Below are 19,776 nucleotides of genomic sequence, written 5' to 3'. Positions count from 1 at the left end.
CGGTGGTCCCGGTGGCGGGAGCCGTTCGGATCGGAGGGGATGACCGTCTCGGCGGCGACGGCCTTCCCGCGGCCGCGCGGAGCCGCCGACGGTCGGCCTTCCCCCGCCCTTGGTCTCCGGGGCCGCTCCGCATCGTCCCGTGCCGGTCGGGCACGGTCGCCGGGCCTTGCCGGCACGGCGGTCGCCGGGCGTGCTGGCATAACGGCCGTACGGGGCGATAATGGATAGCGCCTGCGTCTCACCCTCATGCGCGGAGGCGGACACCATGAACGCAGCGGTCACAGCCTCGAACGTGCCGACGACGGAGCTTGCGGCCCAGATCCTGGCCGCGATCGGTCCGCTCACCTTCGGGGTCGTTCTCATCGTCCTGCTGGGCGGCGCGATGTGGTGGGACGGGCGGCGGAGGGCCCGGCTGCGTGTCCCGAGCCCCGATGAGCAGCCGAAGCCGGCCGACCACCGGGAGCACATCGAGGAGGTCAGGGAGGCGGACGACGACGCCTTCCCCGACGACGGCAGCCGGCTGCTGCCCTACAACCTGAAGACCCACACGTCGCACACCACCGGCAAGGGGCCCGAGGCCCGGCCGAAGCACGGCAGCCGCAGCGGAGGGGCCTTCGGGAGCGGCAGTCTGGGTGGTTGAGCCCCGGGCGGCCGTACGAACGGCGCCGGTGCGCGTCCGCCGAGCGGGCGCGCACCGGTCGGCGGTGCGCGCGGGAGCCGCTACGGGTGCGAGGGGCCGGTATGCGGCCGGGGCGGATGCGGGCGGATGCGGGCGGGTGCCGGGTGGGGCGGGACGGGTGTCCGGGTGGTGCGGGGCGGGTGGGCGCGGACTAGGCTGACTCCGATATTGGACTAGACCTGTCGTGGCGTCTACTGGCGGAGGATGAGCCGTGAGCAAGCGTGCACTCCTGGAGGTGATCGCCCTCGGCGCGCGGGACGCGGCCGCCGCACGGGCCGGGGGAGCGGACCGACTGGAGCTGGTCAGCGACATGGCGCGGGACGGGCTCAGCCCGTCCCGGGAGACCTTCGGCCGCGTCCGCGCGGCGGTGGACATCCCTGTGCGGGTGATGCTCCGGCTCGCGGACGGTTTCGGGGCGGGTGACGTCGACATGCTCGCCGGGGTGGCGGGCGGGCTGCGGGCGGAGGGCGCGGACGAGTTCGTGCTCGGCTTCCTCGACACGCACGGGGACCCCGACCTCGTGGCGGTCGAACGGCTGGTCGCCGAGATCGAGGGCTGCCGGTGGACGTTCCACCGGGCCATCGACCGCGCCGCCGACCGCGAGTCCCTGCGCAAGCGGCTCGCCGACCTGCCCGGTCTGGACGCCTACCTCACCGCGGGCAGCGCCTCGGGCGTCGACGACGGCCTGGCGGTGCTGCTGGCAGAGGCGGCACGAGGTGACGAACCCGGATACGAGCCGCGGCTGATGGTCGGCGGCGGCCTTCGCCTCGGCCACCTGCCGGCCCTCCGCGCGGCCGGTCTGGACGCGTTCCACATCGGCGGCGCGGCGCGGCCCGGCGGATGGGGGGCGCCGGTGGACACGGCGGCGGTGCGCGAGTGGCGCGAGGCGGTGGATGGATAGTCCCGGACCGCGCACGGCGCCTGCCGGACACGGTGAACGGGGCGAGGACGCGCTCCGGGGCGACGTCCGCGACCACGTCGTGGCGACGGCCTTCGTCTTCGCGGCGGGCCGGAGCACCCGTTCCGCCCCGACGCCGTTCCGTCCCCACGCCGGTTCGTCTCCACGCCGGTTCGTCTCCACGCCGGTTCGTCTTCGCGGCGGGCCGGAGCACCCGTTCCGCCCCGACGCCCGGCCGGCACCGCCGACGAAGTCCGGTGTGACGACCGCTGCCCGCCCGGCCGATCCCTCGGCCCCGGGAGAAGCCCTTCGGCCCGCCGCGCGGCGGGCGTTGGAGCGGCAGGCCCCGCTTCGGGCGGATCACGACTCGGGCCCCGGCGCTGACGACGTCCGGTCCGGGAGGTACCGTACGGCGGCCTGACCCATGCCCGCACAGATGATCCTGGTGTGTACGCCCCGAGAGGTACTGACCGTGAAGCACGATGTCGCCGCCGCGAGTGCGGCTCGTCCGAAGAGAGGAGCCGCGCCCGGGCTGCTGCCCCGAATGGGGCTGGCGACCGTGCCGCTGGCGAGCCTCGGCATGCTGGGCGCGCTGCCGTCGCTCGTGGTCGCCTGGCGCCGTGGCGCGCGGTCCGACTGGCTGACCGCGCTGCTCTTCACGGCCGCGACGGTCGGTTGGTGGTTCCAGGCGCTGCTCACTCCGGTGGAGACGCACGGAGCGCAGTTCGGGCTCGACGTCGCACTGGTCACCCTCGTCACGGTCGGGGCGGCACTGCATGTCCTCCTGGTCCGTCGGCGGCCGTCCGCGGCGCCGCTCGACACCGTGTCCGAGGCTTCGGCCCCCGCTTGGGCTCCGGCGCCGACCTCTTCTTCTGCCTCTTCTTCTGCCTCCGCTTCTGCCTGCGCTTCATGTTCCGTCTCGGCTCCCGGCCCCGGTCCCGCTCCCGGCCCCGGTCCCGCCTCCGCTTCAAGTTCCTTCTCGGCTCCGGCGGGTGATCGCGCGTGAAGACCCGTCGGACATGGCGCCGCCAGGGAGGCCAGGGCGCCACGCGGCGCCGGGTGCGCCTGGGCCGGGTGCTCTCGGCGGCGGCCGGAGCCCTGCGCGGCCGTGCGGGCTGGATCGCGGCGAGCGCCGGGGTCATCGTGTTCGGGCTGGTGGCCGTCTGGCTGTTCGTCGGCGGTGGGCAGGACGGCCCGCCCGACCCCCGGGCCCGCCAGTACAAGGACTTCGACGCCTGTCTGCTGACGGGCGAGAAGGGCATAGCGGCGGGCACCCCGGCCGCGCCGGTGTGGGAGGGGATGCAGGAGGCATCCCTGGAGACCCGGGTGCGGGTGAGCTATGTGCCGGTCGTGGGGCCGCAGTCGGCGGACAACGCCCGCCCGTTCCTCAACAGCCTGGTCCAGCGCCGGTGTGATGTCGTCCTCGCGGTCGGCGAGGCGCAGGTGGACGCCGTCCGGTCCGGCGCCGCGCAGCACCCGGGGATCCGGTTCGTCGCGGTCGACGGCGCGTCCGGCCCGTCCGACCATTCCAGTCCGTCCAGCCAGTCCAGTCCGTCCGGCCCGTCCGGCCCGTCCGGCCCGTCCAGCCAGTCCAGTTCGTCCGGCCCGTCCGGCCCGTCCGGCGCGGACGCGGAGAACGTCGGCGGGGACGGAGGCATCGTTCTCGTGAAGTCCGGTACGGGAGTGGCCGATTCGGTGGCCGAGGAGATCCGACGGGCCGTCAAGGCGGCTGAGGGATAAGGGCCGAACGTCGCGTTCGCCGCGGATGGTAAAGATCGAACAAAGCCACCGGTCCTGAGTAGAACTGGTGTCCGCTGATGGGGCAGGCTCACGGAGCTTTTGTAGGCTTCGTCTAAGAAAAGGCTGCCCATGCGCGTTCGCTGGGTCCGCAGCCCTCGTCTCTTCCCGCCGGGTCCTGCCGGCCGGCGCAGAACGAGGGCAACGGCCATATCCGTTCTTGTTTCCTTCTCTTTCATGCTCACCACCGAGACGGCGGCGGCCACCGGCGCCACGCTGCCGGCGCTGAGCATGCCCGAGTTCTCCACGTCCGGCCTGTGGGAGTGGGCCAACAGGTCCCCGCTGGACACGCCCGACCAGGAGGGCGGCACCGCACGGGGCAAGAGCCACTCGGCCTCGTCCGCGGCCACCAGCGAGGAGGGCGACGCCGGTCGCGAGCCCGGGAAGGGCGAGGGCCAACTCGACCCGTACGAGCGGCCCGTCGACGAGGTGGAGCCGGCCACGACCGGCAAGGTCCCTGGCACGGCGGAGAGCTTCGACGCCGGCACCTCCGAGCGCGACGCCGGGAAGTCCACGGCGACCTCGGACTACTACGTCAACGCGGACGGTTCCACCACGGTCCGCCACTACGCCGGACGCACCAACTTCCGCAGCGCTGACGGCGGTTGGGAGCCGATCGACACCGATCTGGTCGAGAACGAGGAAGGCAGGCTCCAGGAGCGCGCCAACTCGCTCGGCATCGAGTTCGCCGCCGACGCCGCGGACCAGCAGCTCGCCTCGATCGACTTCGGCAAGGGCCGCAGCCTCGCGTACGCGCTGCGCGGCGCCGCGAAGGTCCGGCCCTCCGTGGCGGACAACGGCACCGTGACCTACGCCGGGGTGCTGCCCGACACGGACGTGCAACTCGTGCCGCTCGCCGAGGGCTTCAAGGAGAACATCGTCCTGCACTCCCGGGACGCCGCCGACTCCTGGACCTTCCCGCTGGACGTCACGGGCCTCACGCCGCGCATCGCGGACAACGGCGACGTCGAGTTCACCGACGCGGACGGCGAGGTGACCGCCACCATCCCGCACGCGTTCATGGAGGACTCCGACGTCGACCGGCGCTCCGGCGACCCGGCCCGCTCCGGGGCCGTCGCCTATGCGCTGACCACCGTGGACGGTCGGCCCGCGCTGAGGCTGACCGCCGACCGGGAGTGGCTGGACGACCCGAGCCGGGTCTACCCGGTCATCGTCGACCCCACCATCACCGCCAGCAACTCGACGTACACCCAGAGCACGATCCCCGGTGACCACTCAACCGAGAACCAGATCAAGGTCGGCTCGTACGACTCGGGCACCAACAAGGCGAACTCGTTCCTCCAGTTCTCCTCGCTGAGCACCACGCTCGCCGGGCAGAAGGTCTCCGCGGCCAAGCTGAACGTCTGGGCCCTGTGGTCCTCGACCTGCACCGCCACCCCGTTCTCCGTCCACCCGGTGACCCAGTCCTGGACCCCGTCCGGTGTGACCGGCTACCCGGGCCCGGCCTACAGCACGTCCATCGGCTCCGCGACGGTCGCGCCCGGATCCTCCTGCACCAACACCGGTGGCAGTACGGGTGTCGGTGTGAAGATGCCGGTGACGCTGTCCACGGGCTGGTTCGACTGGGTGGCGACCGGCGGCTCCAACCACGGCCTCGCCCTCACCGCGCCGACCGGCGACGGGCTGCACTGGAAGAAGTTCCACTCCGACAACTCCGCGACCGCCGGCTGGCGTCCGTCCCTGGAGCTGACCTACGCGCCCAACACCAAGCCGCAGGTCAACGCCCAGTACCCGCCGGAGAACTTCCAGGCCAACACCCTCCAGCCGGAGCTGCTCGTCTACGCGAGCGACGCCGACAAGTGGCCCAACGCGACGCTGACGTACACCTTCGAGGTCTACGACGCCGACTCCGGCTCCACCACTCCCGTCGCCACCTCCGGCAACCTGTCCAAGGGCAGCTGGAAGATCCCCTCGGGCAAGCTGAAGTGGAGCAGGAACTACGCCTGGTACGTCGGGGTGAGCGACGGCTACGAGGAAGTGACGTACTCCAGCCGCTTCACCACCGCCGTGCCGCAGCCGCCGGTCACCTCCGGCCTGGCCCAGAACACCGACGGCCACGAGTTCGACCCGTCCGACGGCAACTACACCACCGAGGACACCGACGCCGAGGTGGAGGTCGTCGGCCCCTCGCTGGAGATCGACCGCTCGTACAACAGCCTCGACCCGCGCATCGACGGAGCCTTCGGCGCCGGCTGGTCCACGGTCGTCGACATGAAGGCCACCGAGGTCAAGGACCCCGCGGGCACGGTCACCAGCGTGATCATCACCTATCCGGGTGGTGAGCAGGTCGCCTTCGGCCGCAACGGCGACGGCACCTTCGTGCCCCCGCTGGGCCGCTACGCCCGCCTCCAGACCGTGACCGGCGGCTACGCGCTGACGGACAAGGACTTCACGGAGTACAGGTTCGTCCAGGCCACCGCCAAGGCGGGGACGTACGCGCTGTCGACCGTCAAGGACTTCGCCGGCCGCACCGAGACGTTCGCCTACGACGCGAACAAGCGACTGACGAAGATCACCAACGACACGTCCAGGCGTTCGCTGACCCTCGCCTGGTCCCAGCCGGCCGGCGCCACCGCCTGGCACGTCGCGACGGTCGCCACCGACCCGTCGACGGCCGGCGACGCGGGCACCGCGCAGACCTGGAGCTACGGCTACTCGGGCGACCAGCTCACCAAGGTCTGCCCGCCCGCCGACTGGACCAGGTGCACCACGTACGGCTACACCACCGGCAACCACTACCGCACCACGGTGCTGGACGCCGACCCGTACGCGTACTGGCGGCTCGGTGAGACCTCCGGCACGGCCGCCAAGGACGCGGTCGACACCAACCAGGGCCGGTACAACGGTCTCTACCGCAACGTGACCCTCGGCGGCTCGTCCGTGCTCGCCGGCTCCACCCAGAAGACGGCCACCTTCAACGGCACCACCTCCTACGTCGAGATGCCGAGCGCCCCCGGTGCCACGCCCTCGTACATGTCGGTGTCGCTGTGGTTCAGGACGACCACCGCGGGTGGTGTCCTCTTCTACTACGGCGACAAGCCGCTGAGCGACTCCGACCCGGTCGCCAACACGACGAAGAACACCCCCGCGGTCTACGTCGGCACGGACGGCAAGCTGCGCGGCTGCCTCGCGATGTCGCCCGGCTGTATGACCACGATCACGTCGACCGCCACCGTCACCGACGGCCAGTGGCACAACGCCGTCCTCACCGGTGCGGCCAACACCCAGACCCTGTACCTCGACGGTGTCTCCCAGGGCTCCCTCAGCGGAACCATCAACGACTGGGAGCAGCCCTACGTCTCGCTCGGCGCCGGTGTGAACACCGACGGCTGGCCCTCCATGAACCCGAACGACGAACTCGGGCACTACAAGGGCCAGATGGCCGAGGTGGCGATCTACTCCGAGCCGCTCGCCCCGTCGGTGATCACCGCGCAGTACCAGGCCGCCAAGCGGGCCGCGGGCCTGCTGAACGAGATCACCACGCCGGGTGGCAAGACCCGGTCGTCGGTCGTCTACGGCACCACCGACGACCTCGTCCAGCAGGTCACGGACGGCGACGGCGGCACCTGGAAGCTCAACCCGCCAGTCGTCACCGGCTCCTCGCAGGTCTACCGCTCCGCCGTGATGGGCTCCGCCCCGACCGGCTACTGGCGACTCGACGACACGCTCGGCGCACCGCAGGCCGCCAACGAACTGCACACCGGCTTCGGCACCTACAACACCGTCACGCAGGGTGTGGCGGGTCCCTTCGGCACCGGTGACGCCACGGCGGCCCAGTTCAACGGGACGTCCTCGTACGCGGAGATCCCGTTCGACCCGTGGCACGGCTCGGGAGAGCGCGCCGTCGAGCTGTGGTTCAAGACGTCCTCCCCGGGGGTGATCCTCTCCGACCAGTCGCAGCCGCCGACCGGCGCGACCCCGAGCGGCTCGTGGAACCCGCTGCTCTACGTGGGCGCCGACGGAAAGCTGCACGGTCACTGGTGGAGCGTCTCCGGATCCGGCAGCACCGCCTTCGGGTCCACGGGCACGGTCAACGACAACAAGTGGCACCACGCGGTCCTTTCGGCCTCCGGCACCACCCAGACCCTCTACCTGGACGGTGTCAAGCAGGCCGACTACGCCGGTGCCGCGAAGGACCAGTCCAACAAGCGCACCTTCATCGGCGCCGGCTTCGGCAAGTACTGGTACCAGTCCCCCGGTGACGTGAGCTTCTTCAACGGCTCCATCGCCGAGGTCGCGGCGTACGCCCACCCGCTGAGCGAGGACCAGGTCGAGCAGCACTGGTCGGCCTACAAGGCGTCCTCCGGTGTGGCTCCCGTGCGCACGGTCACGCTGACCGACCCGACCGACAAGACGCTGAAGTACGTGTACGACGCGGAGATGGGCAACCGCCTGCTGGCCGCCACCGACACCAACGGCAAGCGGACGACGTACGGCTACGACACGGCGGGCTTCCTGCACACCGTGACGGACGCCAACGGCAACCGCAGCATCACCGGTCACGACGTGCGCGGCAACACGGTCTCGCAGACCGACTGCCAGGACACCGCGGCCGACAGGTGCGCCACCGAGTACTACACGTACTACCCGGACGCGACCACGGCGTTCCCGCCGATGGACCCGCGCAACGACCTGCTGCTCACCGAGCGCGACGCGCGCTCCTCCGGGCCGACCGACAACACGTACCTGACCGGCTACGGCTACGACACCGGCGGCAACCTGCTGTCGGTGACCACCCCGCCGGTGGCCGGCCACCCCAACGGCCGCAAGGCCACCACCACGTACACCACCGCGTCGACCCCGGCGGCGGAGGGCGGCGCGGCCGTGGCGCCGGCCGGACTCGTGGACACGGTCACGACACCGGGCGGCAGGAAGACGAGGAACGTCTACTTCGCCAACGGCGATCTCGCCGAGGTGATCGACGCCAACGGCGCCGCGGTGGCGTTCGCCTACGACAACCTCGGCCGGAAGACCGGCCAGACCGAGACGTCCGACGCCCACCCGGGCGGGCTGTCCACCTCCTTCGCCTACGACAAGAACGACCAGGTCACCACCGAGACCAGCCCCCCGGTCACCAACCGCGTCACGGGAGCGGTGCACCGGGCGAGGACCACCACGGTCTTCGACGCCGACGGCAACGTCACCTCGCAGACCGTCGACGACCTCACCGGCGGCGACGCCTCGCGGGTGACGACGCTGACGTACGACGCCCACAACCGCGTCGAGACGCGGACGGACCCGGGCGGCGACACCACCGCGTTCGCGTACGACGTCTACGGCAACAAGGTGAGGGAGACCGATCCCGCGGGGAACGTCAACACCTACACCTTCGACGCCGAGGGCCGGCCGCTGACGACCAGCCTCCTCGACTACACCGGCGACCCGAACAACCCGTCGGCGCCGACCACCCTGGTCCAGGAGTCGCGGGCGTACGACCCGGCGGGCCGCCTCGCGTCGATCACCGACGCGATGGGCTGGGTCACGCAGTACACCTACACCGACGACGGCCTGTCGGCGAGCGTGATCCGCAAGGACCCGGCGAACGGCAAGCAGTTCGTCGAGCAGTCCAACGAGTACGACCTGGCCGGCAACCTGGTCAAGCAGGTCTCCAACGACGGCCGGACCGTGACCACCTTCGAGGTGGACGCCGCCGACCGCACCACCGGGTCGGTCCTCGACCCGACCGGGGCCAACCGCACCACCAGGGTCTCCTACGACCCGGACGACAACGTCGTCACGGAGACGGAGACCGACCCGGCGACCGGTGACATCAGCACGTCGGACAGCACGTACGACAACCTGGGCAACGTCACGGGCACCACCGTCCACGACGGCACCACGGCACCGGTGGCCCGCTACAGGCTCGACGAGACGACCGGCTCCTCGGTCGCGGACTCGTCCGGCGCCAACCACACCGGTACGCGCGGCACCGGAATGCACTGGGACACCGATCGGGGCGGCAGCGCGCGGCTCGACGGCAACGCCAACTCGTGGGCGCACACCGACGGCCCGGTCGTCAACACGTCCGGCAGCTTCACGGTCTCCACCTGGGTCAAGCTCACCTCCACCGCGTCGAACTACACGGCGGTCGGACAGGACGGCGACTACCACTCCGGATTCCTGCTGGGCTACGTCCAGTCGGCGAACAAGTGGGCCATCCGGATTCCGACCAGCGACGACGCCTCGGGGCAGCTCGGTACGCAGCTGGTGTACTCCACCTCCGCCCCGGTCGTGGGCCAGTGGACCCACCTGACGTCCGTCTACGACGCCTCGACGGCCAAGGTCTCGCTGTACGTCAACGGCGCCCTCCAGGGCACCGACGACGTCTCGGCGCCCTGGTCGGCCAACGGGGACCTGCAGATCGGCCGCGTCAGATACCAGGGCTCGTACACCGGGTTCTGGCCGGGCGGCATCGACGACGTCCAGGTCTACGGCGAGGCGCTCACCGGTTCGCAGGTCTCGGCCGTCCACGGCGGCACGCTGCCGGCCGCGGGCAGCTCGGTCCGGTCCACCACCTGGAAGCTGGACCAGCGCGGCCTGCCGGTGTCGATGACCGACGCGGGCGGCAACACGACGGACTACGGTTACGACGAGGCCGCCCAGCAGACCACCGTCACCGAGCCCGTCGTCAACGCGGAGCAGAACGGCGGGACCCCGGTCGCCGTCCGTCCCGTCTCGATGACCGGCTACAACACCTTCGGCGAGGCGACGGAGGTCTCCGACCCGCTCGGCAACGTCACGGTCGTGGCGTACGACGCCGAGGGCCAGGAGTCCTCGACGAGGATGCCGAACTACACACCGCCCGGCTCCTCGACGCCGATCACGGCCACGGCCTGGAACGAGTACAACAGGCTCGGCCAGGTCACGGCGGAGGTCGACCCGCTGGGCAACCGCACCACGTACACGTACACGCAGCTCGGCGATCTGGCCTCGGTCACGGAGCCGGGCGGCGGCACGACGACGTACACGTACGACACCAACGGCGACCAGCTGTCGGCGACCCGGCCGAACGGTGCGCGTCAGGAGAGCACCTACGACTACCTCGGCCGTCCGGTCACCAGCACGGACGTCGTGCGTCAGCCGACGCAGCGGGCGTTCACGGCGATCAACGAGTACGACGCGCCGGGCGGCGAGCTGTCCCGGACCGTGAGCCCGACCGGCGTCACGGAGTCGTACGCGTACAACGCGATCGGCGAGGCCGTCGAGGTCACCGACGGCGCCGGCCAGAAGTCCACGTTCACCTACGACATGGACGGCCGGGTCCTCACGGCGACGGACCCGAACGGCACCGGCACCAGGAACACCTACGACGGCTACGGCCAGCTGGTCTCCACCAGTGACCTGGACGCGACCGGCACGACGGTGCGCACCATGAGCGCCGGGTACGACCGTGCGGGCAACCCGGTGTCGGTGACCGACTTCCGCGGCCACACCACCACGTTCGAGGTGGACCCGACGGGCCTGGTGACCAGGGCGGTGCAGCCGGTCTCGGCGACCGAGTCGATCACCACGACCTTCGGCTACGACGCGGCGGGCAACCGCACGCGCTTCACCGACGGCCGCGGCAACCCCTTCGTGACGACCTACAACAGCTGGGGTCTTCCGGAATCGCTGGTCGAACCGTCCACGCCGGCCCACCCGGACCCGGCGGACCGCACGTTCACCACGGTGTACGACGCGGGCGGACGGCCCAAGGAGGCCCGCTCCCCGGGCGGCGCGGTCATCACCAACGAGTACGACGTCAAGGGCCGGCTGACCCGTCAGGTGGGCGCGGGTGCGGAGGTCGCCACGGCCGACCACACCTACGACTACGACTCCGACGACCGGATCACGGCCGTGGCCGGGGTGGGTGAGGAGAAGAACACCTTCGCCTACGACGACCGCGGACTGCTGCTGTCCACGTCGGGCCCGTCCGGTGCCTCCTCCTTCGCCTGGAACGGCGACGGGTCGATGACGTCGCGGACGGACGCCTCCGGCACGACGGCCTACGGGTACGACACCGCCGGCCGGCTGAAGACGGTCGACGACGGGGTCACCGGGTCGACCCTGACCTACGCCTACGACGTCAACAGCAAGGTCACGTCGATCGACTACGGCGGCGTCGGCAAGTCCAAGCGGACGTTCCAGTACGACGCCCTGGAGCAGTTGACCGAGGACAAGCTCACCTCGCCGTCCGGCGCGGTGCTCGCCAGGATCAACTACACCTGGGACGCCAACGGCAACGAGACGTCGAAGACGACGACCGGTGTCGCGGGCGCGTCGGCGAACGCGTACACATACGACCGGGCCAACCGCCTGGCGTCGTGGGACAACGGGACCGCGACCGAGGTCTACGGCTACGACGCGTCCGGCAACCGGACGCGCGTGGGCGGCGACACGTACACCTACGACGCCCGCAACCGCCTCACGTCGGACGGGCACAACACGTACCTGTACACGGCTCGCGGCACGATGAGCCAGATCACCGACGAGGGCGGTGTCTCGACGGCGGTCAAGGCCGACGCCTTCAACCGGGTGATCGGCGAGGGCGAGCGGACGTACACGTACGACGGTCTGGACCGGGTGCTGAACGCCGAGGACGAGACCGGTGCGGAGCTGTTCACGTTCAGGTACAGCGGCGCCGGGAACGACGTGGCCTCGGACGGTGTCTCCACCTACAGCCGGGACGCCGACGGCTCGCTGCTGGGGGTGAAGACGGGCACCTCGGCCGTGCTGGCTCTGACGGACCTGCACACGGACGTGATCGGGCAGTTCACCGCCTCCGGTGAGGCGCTGACCGGCTCGACCACGTACTCGCCGTTCGGCAAGGTCACCGCGTCGCAGGGGATGATCGGGCAGCTGGGCTACCAGTCCGGCTGGACGGACCCTGAGACGGCCGAGGTCAATATGGCCGCGCGTTGGTACTCACCGCAGACCGGCCAGTTCGACAGCCGCGACACGGTGGCCAACAGCCCGTTGCCGGAGTCGGTCAACGCGAACCGCTACGCGTACGCCAACCAGAACCCGATGACCGGTGTGGACCCGACCGGTCACTGGTTCGACTTCGTCAAGAAGGCCGTCAAGAAGGTCACCAAGAAGGTCAAGAAGACCGTCAAGTCGGCCTACCACAAGACCAAGAAGGTGGTGAAGAAGGCCGCCAAGGTCGTCCGCAAGGCCGCGAAGAAGATCAAGCGCACGGTCAAGAAGGCGGTCCGGAAAGCCTACCGGACGGTGCGCAAGACCGTGCGGTACGTGCAGGACAGCGTCAAGAAGGCCAAGAGATACGTCAAACGCACGTACAAGCGGGTCAAGCGCCACGTCCACAAGGTCGTCAAGCACGTCAAGAAGCAGGTGCGCAAGGTCGCCAAGGCGGTCAAACACGTAGCCAAGAAGGTGGTCAAGGCAGCCAAGAAGGTCGGCAGAGCCGTCAAGAAGGCGGCCAAAGCCACAGCCAACTTCGTCAAGCAACACGCCTCGACCCTCGCGTCGGTCGCGGTCGGCATAGCCGTCTTCGCCGGCTGTACGGCGATCACCGCCGGTGTGGGCGCCCTCGGCTGCGCGGTCCTCGCGGGCGCGGCGGCCAACGGCGTGGGCTACATGATGAGCGACGGCTCCAAGTCGGTCGGCGGCTTCCTCGGCGCGGTCGCCATCGGCGGCGCCACGGGCGCCCTCGGCGGTGCGGCCGGTGGCCTGGCCGCGAGCGCGGTGGGCCGTCTGATGGCCGGTGTCGGCGGCAAGGTCGCGCAGGGCGCGGCCGCGGGCGCCGCGGGCGGCGCGGCGGAAGGCGCGGTCGGCTACGGCACCTCCTGCGCGGCCAGCGAGGAGGGCTGCAGCGTCAGCGGCGCGGCCAAGGCCACGGCCATCGGCGCGGCCGCGGGCGGCGTGTTCGGCGCGGCGGCGAGCAAGCTCGGCCGCAAGGGGTGCACGCCGCACAGCTTCACCGGTCTGACCGGTGTGCTGATGGCGAACGGCATGACCAAGCCGATCTCCGAGGTCAAGGTCGGGGATTACGTCCTGACGGCAGAGCCCGGCAAGAAGAAGAAGGAGAAGCACCGCGTCAAGGCGGTGATCGTCACCAAGACCGACCGTGACTACGTCGACGTCGTCGTCGCCACGAAGGCCGGTCCGAAGACGATCCAGACCACCAAGCACCACCAGTTCTACGAGGCGACCCGGAACTCCTGGACGCAGGCCGGCGACCTCAAGCCCGGACAGCGGCTTCAGAACGGCGACGGGGCCCTGACCGCGATCGTCGAGGTCAAGTCGTACACGGCCCAGCGCGTGACGTACGACCTGAGCATCGAGGGCCTGCACACGTACCATGTGCTGGCGGGCGAGACGCCGGTCCTCGTTCACAATTCCGGCGGGTGTCCGACCGCTGGGTCCGTCGATAACCTCATGAAGAATCTCGATGATGACGTGATCTTCCATTACTCGGACCAGAAGGGGTACGAGGGGATCTTCGGATCTGGGACGATTCGAGCGGACTCAAAGGGGCGTGCGTACGTCACCCAGGAGATGGTGTCGCCTAGTGATATACACAACGTTCTCTTCGCCGGTAACCCTGCCTATGCAGGCAAGGGTGGCTTCATGATCGCGATTCGAAGGCGGGAGGGTGTGTCTCTCCGAGTGGGAGAGCAGCCTAACGAGCTGATACATCAAGGGTCGTTGCGGTTTGACCGATCCGACGTGTTGTACGCCGGCCCGAACCCGTTTGGCTAGGAGAGGTTTATGCAGGTAGAGCTGGCTCTTGAGGAGCTGGAGACGCTGGCTTCAGCGTTGGTGCGCTTGAAGTTCGAAGATGAGGAACCTCCCGAACCGTATTTCGGTAGCCCCAGACTTGCGGCAACACATCGCCGAATTGTCGATTCGATCATCTTGGAAAGTGCGCGAATCGGGGATTCGCGTCGGGTGGCGCGCTGGGAGTCCTGGCGAAAGTGGTCTACGAGAGAGTACGAGAGGGGCGTGATCGCTCGGTACGCCTCATCGTTGGAAGTATGGGATGAGTGGGGAGTCAGTCAGAAGATTGAGGTCTTGAAGACCTGCTCTGCGCCGTTCGAGCCAAACGAAGAGGAGCTGGAGGAGCTTCGCAATGAGATCGATGTGAGGCGTTACTCCTCCAGCTCCGACGGCCCCTCACGGGGCGCTTGACGGCAACGGCAACGTCAACGGATACCTACCGCTGCGGGCGGCGGCTCCTCGGAGTCGTCGCCCGCAGCCAGTGAGGTTTTCTCAGCGAAATGATCTTCGCGAAGAGGGCTGAACCGTGCCGATCGGGTCCGATCGGGTCCGATCGGGCATGCGGGTCCTGGCGGCGGACAGGCGTGAAGCCCCTGGTGGGACAGGTCTCTCTCACAAGAACGTCCGTGGAACCAGAGGCTTCACGTTGGTCACCTATGTTGCCACGCTCGACGTCCCGCGCCATGTCGTCGAGTTCCTCGCCCGGCTGCTCGCCGCTCACCGCAGGCGGATCGGTACCCCGAAGGGCTCGCGCGCGCTGGGCCCGTTCCGGCAGGCGGTGCTGGTGCTGCGCCGGTTCCGCGAGCGTGGCTGCGTGCACTGCCCGGCCCGCGACGCGGGCGCCTCACAGGCCACCGGCTACCCCTACCTCCACGAGGGCATCGACGTCCTCGCCGAGAAGGCACCCGACCTGCACGAAGTCCTGAGCCGTTGTCAGCGCGAAGGCGTGACGCACGTGACCCTCGACGGCACGCTGATCGAATCGGACCGCCTCGCCGGCGTCCGGGACAACGGCAACGACTGGTGGTTCAGCCAGAAGCACGAGGCGTTCGGCGGCAACATCCGGTTTCTGGCCGCCCCAGACGGCACCCCACTGCGGGTCTCCGACGTCGAACCCGGCTCCACGCCCGACATCACGGCCGCCCGCATCCACACCCTGCCCGCCCTGCACAAGGCGGCGACCGACGGCCTGCCGACCCTTGCGGACAAGGGCTACAACGGAGCGGGGATCGGCACCCTCATCCCGGCCGCCGCCCAAAGGGCACATCAGAACGGGTACTTCACGTCGACACCCGCATGTTCAACACCCTGCTGCGGCACGTGCGGGCCCCGGGCAGGGCTTGATTAAGTTCCGCGAGTGTCGGGGTTGTTGGTGGTGCCCAGGAGTGGGAGGGCTCGTTCGGGCTGGTCGCGGATTGCGCGGGTGGTCTTGGCGATGTTGGTGGCTCCGAGGGTTTTGAGCAGGCCGATGGCGAGGTTGCGGAAGGTGGCCATGGCGCGTGGTGCGGTGCCGGTGTGGAGGGTGGAGGCGTCCTCGGCGTAGGTCACGTCTCTGACGTGGTGCAGGGCTTCGATGCTCCAGTGGCCGCGGATGGCGGCGGCGAGTTCGGCCGGGGTGGCCTGGTGGGCGTCGAGGCTGGTGACGGCGTAGACCGTCTCGCGGGTTTCGCGTCGGCCGGTTTGCCGGCGGCGTCGGTGGACGCGGAGGGCGAGGCGGGCGTGAGGGAAGGCGATTCCGCCGAGTTCGTCGGCGATGCCGCAGGTCTTGATGGAGCGGGATTCGTGGCGGCCGTGGCCGGTGGAGGAGGCGGTGTGCTGGACGGCGACGTTGGGCCAGGGCAGGGCGGCGAGCTGCCTGTAGGCGGTCGGCTGGTTGCGCTTGATCACGGCGATGTAGTGGGCGTTCTTGGTCTCGACCAGCCAGGTGGCGTTCGCCTGGACCGAGTGCAGGGCGTCGAAGGTGACGAGAGTTCCGTCCAGGCCCAGCGGTTCGAGCAGGGGACGGAAGTGCGCGGTCTCGTTCGTCTTGGCTCCGACTTCCGCCTGGGCGAGGGTCAGGGCCCGGTGGTGGGTGACGGCGGAGAGCAGGTGCCTGCGGCCGGTGGACGGGCGGGCCGATCCTCTCAGCGACTTGCCGTCGACGGCGATCACCTGCCGTAGCCCGGAAGCCGTTCCCGCAGGGTTCCGGTCGGCGAGGTAGGCGCCGACGGCCCGGTCCAGGGCGTCACCGTCGACGGCCGCCAGCACACGGCCGATCGTGGTCCGCGAGGGAGAACGGCGCCACCGCAGCGGATGCCGTCGGACGCCGACGGCCGTCAGCACGGTGTCCGAGGCACGCGCCGCCCACTCGGCGATCTCGTCGACGCTCCTCGCTCCCGACACGGCCGCGCAGGCACAGACGAGGAGGATCGCGGTCAGCGAGTACCAGCGGCCCCGCCTCGCACGCGGGTCGGGCACCAACTCCAGGAAAGGCCGCAGGTCAGCGACTTGGCCGAGGTCCAGCGGACCCAGCCTCACCAACACCGGCGGGATGAGAGAGGATACAGCGGCAGGCACGGGCCACCTCGTGATCGTTGAGCTTCGACACCCCAATGATCACGAAGCCCGTGCCTGCTCTGCTATGCACCCCAACCGGTCACGGCTCGACCAACCGCCCACCCCCGGAACTCGCTCAAGCCCTGCAACGTCAGCGGACGACGGCAGCGGCGGGCGGGCCGTCGGGCTCGTCGTCCTGGTCGCCGAGGGCGTGTCCCAACGTGTTGATGGCTTGGCGTTGGAGGCGGAGTCGGACGTGGGCGTAGACGCCGGCGGTGACGCCGATGTGTGCGTGGCCCAGAAGTTCCTTGATGATGACGAGGTCGACGCCTTGTTCCAGGAGCAGGGTGGCGGTCGAGTGGCGGAGGTCGTGGAAGCGGATGCGTCAGAGTCCGGCCCGGTTGAGGAAGCTGCGGAAGCGGCGGGTGATGTTGGCGGGGTCGAGAGGCCGTCCGCCCGTGCAACCCGACGATCCCGCAGCGCATGCGAAGGCCCCTGAACCGACCGGACGGACAAACCAGGGCAAGATACCGGATCAGCGGGACCGATCAGACCGCAGACGAATCGAGGCTGAGGGCAGTAGCGACGGCAACAGCCACGGATCTCCCCGCACAACCACGGACGCCAGCGGAACGCAAATCAGGTGCTGACCTGCGAAGAAGCAGGTAGAGGGGTATCGCGTAGCACACGTACTTTGTGCTGGCAGGCGAGACGCCGGTCCTCGTCCATAACACCGGCGGCAGCGGCCACATATGCGATATCACCGCGACAGCTCCTGACGGGAGCACGCGCAGCGCTTCGGGTCGCATCACCACTCCTTTGCTGTCGACCTGGATGACCAGCGGCATGTCGCTGGTGCACGCAGAGGCGATCTTGTCGTGGTAGAAGGCGTCGATGTCGGCGGCGGCCTCGATGACCAGGGACTGTGCCCGGCGTTTGCCCAGCACCCGCCCGCAGCGGTCCCCGATCGCTTCGACGGCCTGGTCGTAGGAGGAACGGATCGCCTCGCGGACCGCCAGGCGCTTGATGCCCTGGCTGTGCAGGCAGCGCGGCAGTGACAGCTCCGCGTCCGCCGGGTGCACGTCGGCTCGGCCCCGGCTCCGACAGGCACACCGCCTCACGCTCACCGTCCCGAACACGCATCTCAGCTGCCTCGGGCGGCCGGTCTCGCGGTGCGTGCGCGGCTGGCCGTCCGGGCCGGTCACCTCACTGGGCGGCGTACTGTTCTCCTCACGGCGGGCCCGTAGGTCGAGGTGGCCCTGGAAGAAGCGGCGCAGGATCTCCCGCCCGTCCGTTTCGATCAGTGATTCCACCGCGGCGTGGTCCATGGCGGCTGTTCCGGGCGCCGACAGCCGTACTGCCAGCGACAACGCCGCCTCCATCGCGCAGGCGAACGGGTCAGGGACATCGAGAGTGTCGTAGCGTTCCATCCGGGCTCTTCTTCTCGTGCGTCGTTCTGGCTGGTACCTACGACGGTAGGGAGAAGAACCCCTTGAAAACCGGCAGTTGACTCACCGCGCCGGGCCGGCCGGTGCTCCGCGGGCGGACGGAGCGAACAGACCGGGAGCGTCCTCGTCCAGCCACCCCCGTTCGACCAGCCGTTTCATCTTCGACCGCGTCGTCTCGATCTTCGAGGTCCGCGGGGGCAGACCGATCCTCGGTACGACCTGCTTGGCCTGCACCGGACCGGGCGCGTCGTCGACCACGTCCACGATGTCCCGGCACACGGGTGGGAGATCGGTACTGGTCATGCCCTCCCGCCAGGGCATCACCGTCTGAACCCCCACGACCTGGCCCACGTTCACCGGCTCCCGCGCGGCCGGGGCCCCCGCGACCGAGTCGACGTCCACCCCCTCGGCCGCGAGCTCGTCCAGCGTCTCGCGTGTCACCGTCAACCGCTCCAGCCGGGACCGCTCAGCCTCCAGACGGCCTGTCAACACGACAATCCGTCTTTCGAGTTCGTCCACCCGGGCCTGCACCGCAGCCCGTCGTTCCTCGAGTTCCCCTATCAACGAGCCCATCCGGCACCGCCTCCTCTACCCGCACGGTAGAGACGGCATCCTCCCGCCCACACCCGAATCAGCGAAACACCAGCTCAGCTGCCCCCGGAAAGGATCCGCACCCTCCTTCGGTTGACCCGGCCGGTTGGCAGAGCGGACAGGGGTACAATCGCGCGCACCTGTTGGCGGCAGTGCTGGGAGGGGCGAACAATGACAAGAGAAACTTCGTCACGATGCACGCGTATGCGAATTCTCCCGTGATGCGAGGGTTCGAGCTACGGGTTCGTGATGCCGTCAAAGCCGGTGAGAATATTTTGTACAGGGCGACGCCGATCTACTCTGGAAGTAATCCGCTTCCCTTGGGGGTTACGCTTTCTGGGCGTGGAAACGCAGGATTCTCTCTGGATGTCACGATCGTCAACAGGGAAAGGTGACCCCGAAGTGTCTGTAGCAGAGTTGGCGCGATGGGCGAACGTCTCGTACCCGCAGGCTCCGGGTGAGGTGGACTGGAGCGGCGTCCCTGTAGAGCTTCGGACTCTCCTTCCGGATGATTATCGAGAAATGATCGATACGTTCGGAGGTGGGAGTTTCGACCGGCATATCTGGATTCACTCACCCCGAAAGCAAGGAGAGCCTTACGATCTTGCGTCCTGGGCGGTTGAGCGGGAAACGGCACTGGAGCTTCTCTGGGGCGCTGGGGAAGAGGTCCCTCCGGAGATTAATCGAGAGAGTGACAGGCTGATTGCCTGGGCAAGCACCGGTGACGGTGAGTACATCTACTGGGTGGTGCCTAAGGAGGGCTCCTTTCCGGCCGGTCGGCGAATTGCGGTCCAAGATTATGACGGAGACTGGGAATTCTTCGATTTGTCGAGCACTGAGTTCTTGCTCCGATGGGTCAATGGAGAACTCGATACGAATCTGATCTCTAGTGTCTCGTGATCCGGTTCGTGTCACCTGAAGCTCTTTGACTCGTTGGGTAATGTGTGAACCTCACTTCGGAACAGGCTGCGGAATTGCGGACGTTGGCGGCAGACCGTCACGTGACGGCGGATGTGGCTCTGCGGGCCCGCATCGTGCTGTGGGCCGGCGAGGGCCGCCGCCGCAGGGACATCGCCGAACTGGCCGGT

At 69.2% G+C, this 19,776-nt stretch carries 12 protein-coding genes and 1 pseudogene; 9 read left to right on the top strand and 4 right to left on the bottom strand.

Annotated features, from left to right (window positions below; all coding sequences use genetic code 11):
• Nucleotides 1–265 precede the first annotated feature (265 nt).
• From DDQ41_RS13780 to DDQ41_RS13755, 7 genes are all read left to right on the top strand, one after another.
• Nucleotides 266–640 (top strand): DUF6479 family protein, encoded by a 375-nt coding sequence (locus DDQ41_RS13780; RefSeq protein ID WP_109294773.1) that lies wholly within the window; start codon nucleotides 266–268, stop codon nucleotides 638–640.
• Between the two features lie 250 nt (nucleotides 641–890).
• A complete protein-coding gene (locus DDQ41_RS13775) occupies nucleotides 891–1,580 on the top strand; it encodes a copper homeostasis protein CutC (protein WP_109294772.1) in 690 nt (229 codons plus the stop codon).
• 469 nt (nucleotides 1,581–2,049) lie between these two features.
• Nucleotides 2,050–2,583 (top strand): hypothetical protein, encoded by a 534-nt coding sequence (locus DDQ41_RS31290; RefSeq protein ID WP_162602678.1) that lies wholly within the window; start codon nucleotides 2,050–2,052, stop codon nucleotides 2,581–2,583.
• The gene (locus tag DDQ41_RS31285; RefSeq protein WP_162602677.1) at nucleotides 2,580–3,317 is read left to right on the top strand and encodes a type 1 periplasmic-binding domain-containing protein; all 738 of its coding nucleotides are present in this window, start codon (nucleotides 2,580–2,582) and stop codon (nucleotides 3,315–3,317) included. The genes DDQ41_RS31290 and DDQ41_RS31285 overlap by 4 nt, the downstream gene beginning before the upstream one ends.
• Before the next feature lie 234 nt (nucleotides 3,318–3,551).
• Nucleotides 3,552–14,096: a LamG-like jellyroll fold domain-containing protein gene (locus DDQ41_RS13765; protein WP_162602676.1), complete on the top strand. Its 10,545-nt coding sequence runs from the start codon at nucleotides 3,552–3,554 to the stop codon at nucleotides 14,094–14,096.
• Between the two features lie 9 nt (nucleotides 14,097–14,105).
• The gene (locus DDQ41_RS13760; protein ID WP_109294769.1) at nucleotides 14,106–14,525 is read left to right on the top strand and encodes a hypothetical protein; all 420 of its coding nucleotides are present in this window, start codon (nucleotides 14,106–14,108) and stop codon (nucleotides 14,523–14,525) included.
• 235 nt (nucleotides 14,526–14,760) lie between these two features.
• The gene (locus DDQ41_RS13755) at nucleotides 14,761–15,462 is read left to right on the top strand and encodes a transposase family protein (RefSeq protein WP_174720283.1); all 702 of its coding nucleotides are present in this window, start codon (nucleotides 14,761–14,763) and stop codon (nucleotides 15,460–15,462) included.
• Here the strand turns inward: DDQ41_RS13755 and DDQ41_RS13750 are convergent.
• The 4 genes and pseudogenes from DDQ41_RS13750 to DDQ41_RS13735 all read right to left on the bottom strand — a co-directional run bounded on the left by DDQ41_RS13750 (nucleotide 15,459) and on the right by DDQ41_RS13735 (nucleotide 18,670).
• Entirely contained in the window at nucleotides 15,459–16,637 is a 1,179-nt protein-coding gene (locus tag DDQ41_RS13750) for an ISAs1 family transposase (protein ID WP_262508458.1), read from the bottom strand. The two genes, DDQ41_RS13755 and DDQ41_RS13750, sit on opposite strands and share 4 nt — an antisense overlap.
• A gap of 163 nt (nucleotides 16,638–16,800) precedes the next feature.
• Nucleotides 16,801–17,103 (bottom strand): annotated as a pseudogene (locus DDQ41_RS13745) (tyrosine-type recombinase/integrase); the annotation flags it as partial.
• Nucleotides 17,104–17,197: 94 nt separating this feature from the next.
• A complete protein-coding gene (locus tag DDQ41_RS13740; protein WP_109294767.1) occupies nucleotides 17,198–18,079 on the bottom strand; it encodes a hypothetical protein in 882 nt (293 codons plus the stop codon).
• Nucleotides 18,080–18,160: 81 nt separating this feature from the next.
• Nucleotides 18,161–18,670: a hypothetical protein gene (locus tag DDQ41_RS13735; protein ID WP_109294766.1), complete on the bottom strand. Its 510-nt coding sequence runs from the start codon at nucleotides 18,668–18,670 to the stop codon at nucleotides 18,161–18,163.
• Between DDQ41_RS13735 and DDQ41_RS13730 the strand changes: the two genes are divergently transcribed.
• The gene (locus tag DDQ41_RS13730; RefSeq protein ID WP_109297721.1) at nucleotides 18,580–19,083 is read left to right on the top strand and encodes a DNA/RNA non-specific endonuclease; all 504 of its coding nucleotides are present in this window, start codon (nucleotides 18,580–18,582) and stop codon (nucleotides 19,081–19,083) included. The two genes, DDQ41_RS13735 and DDQ41_RS13730, sit on opposite strands and share 91 nt — an antisense overlap.
• Complete coding sequence (locus DDQ41_RS13725) at nucleotides 19,031–19,588, top strand: SMI1/KNR4 family protein (protein ID WP_216365145.1); 558 nt, start codon at nucleotides 19,031–19,033, stop codon at nucleotides 19,586–19,588. Before DDQ41_RS13730 ends, DDQ41_RS13725 begins: the two co-directional genes overlap by 53 nt.
• Nucleotides 19,589–19,776: the final 188 nt, after the last annotated feature.

This window comes from Streptomyces spongiicola (assembly GCF_003122365.1).
Classification (GTDB): domain Bacteria; phylum Actinomycetota; class Actinomycetes; order Streptomycetales; family Streptomycetaceae; genus Streptomyces; species Streptomyces spongiicola.
Note: the sequence above shows the minus strand (reverse complement) of the source record. Positions and strands in the feature narration are given on the sequence as shown.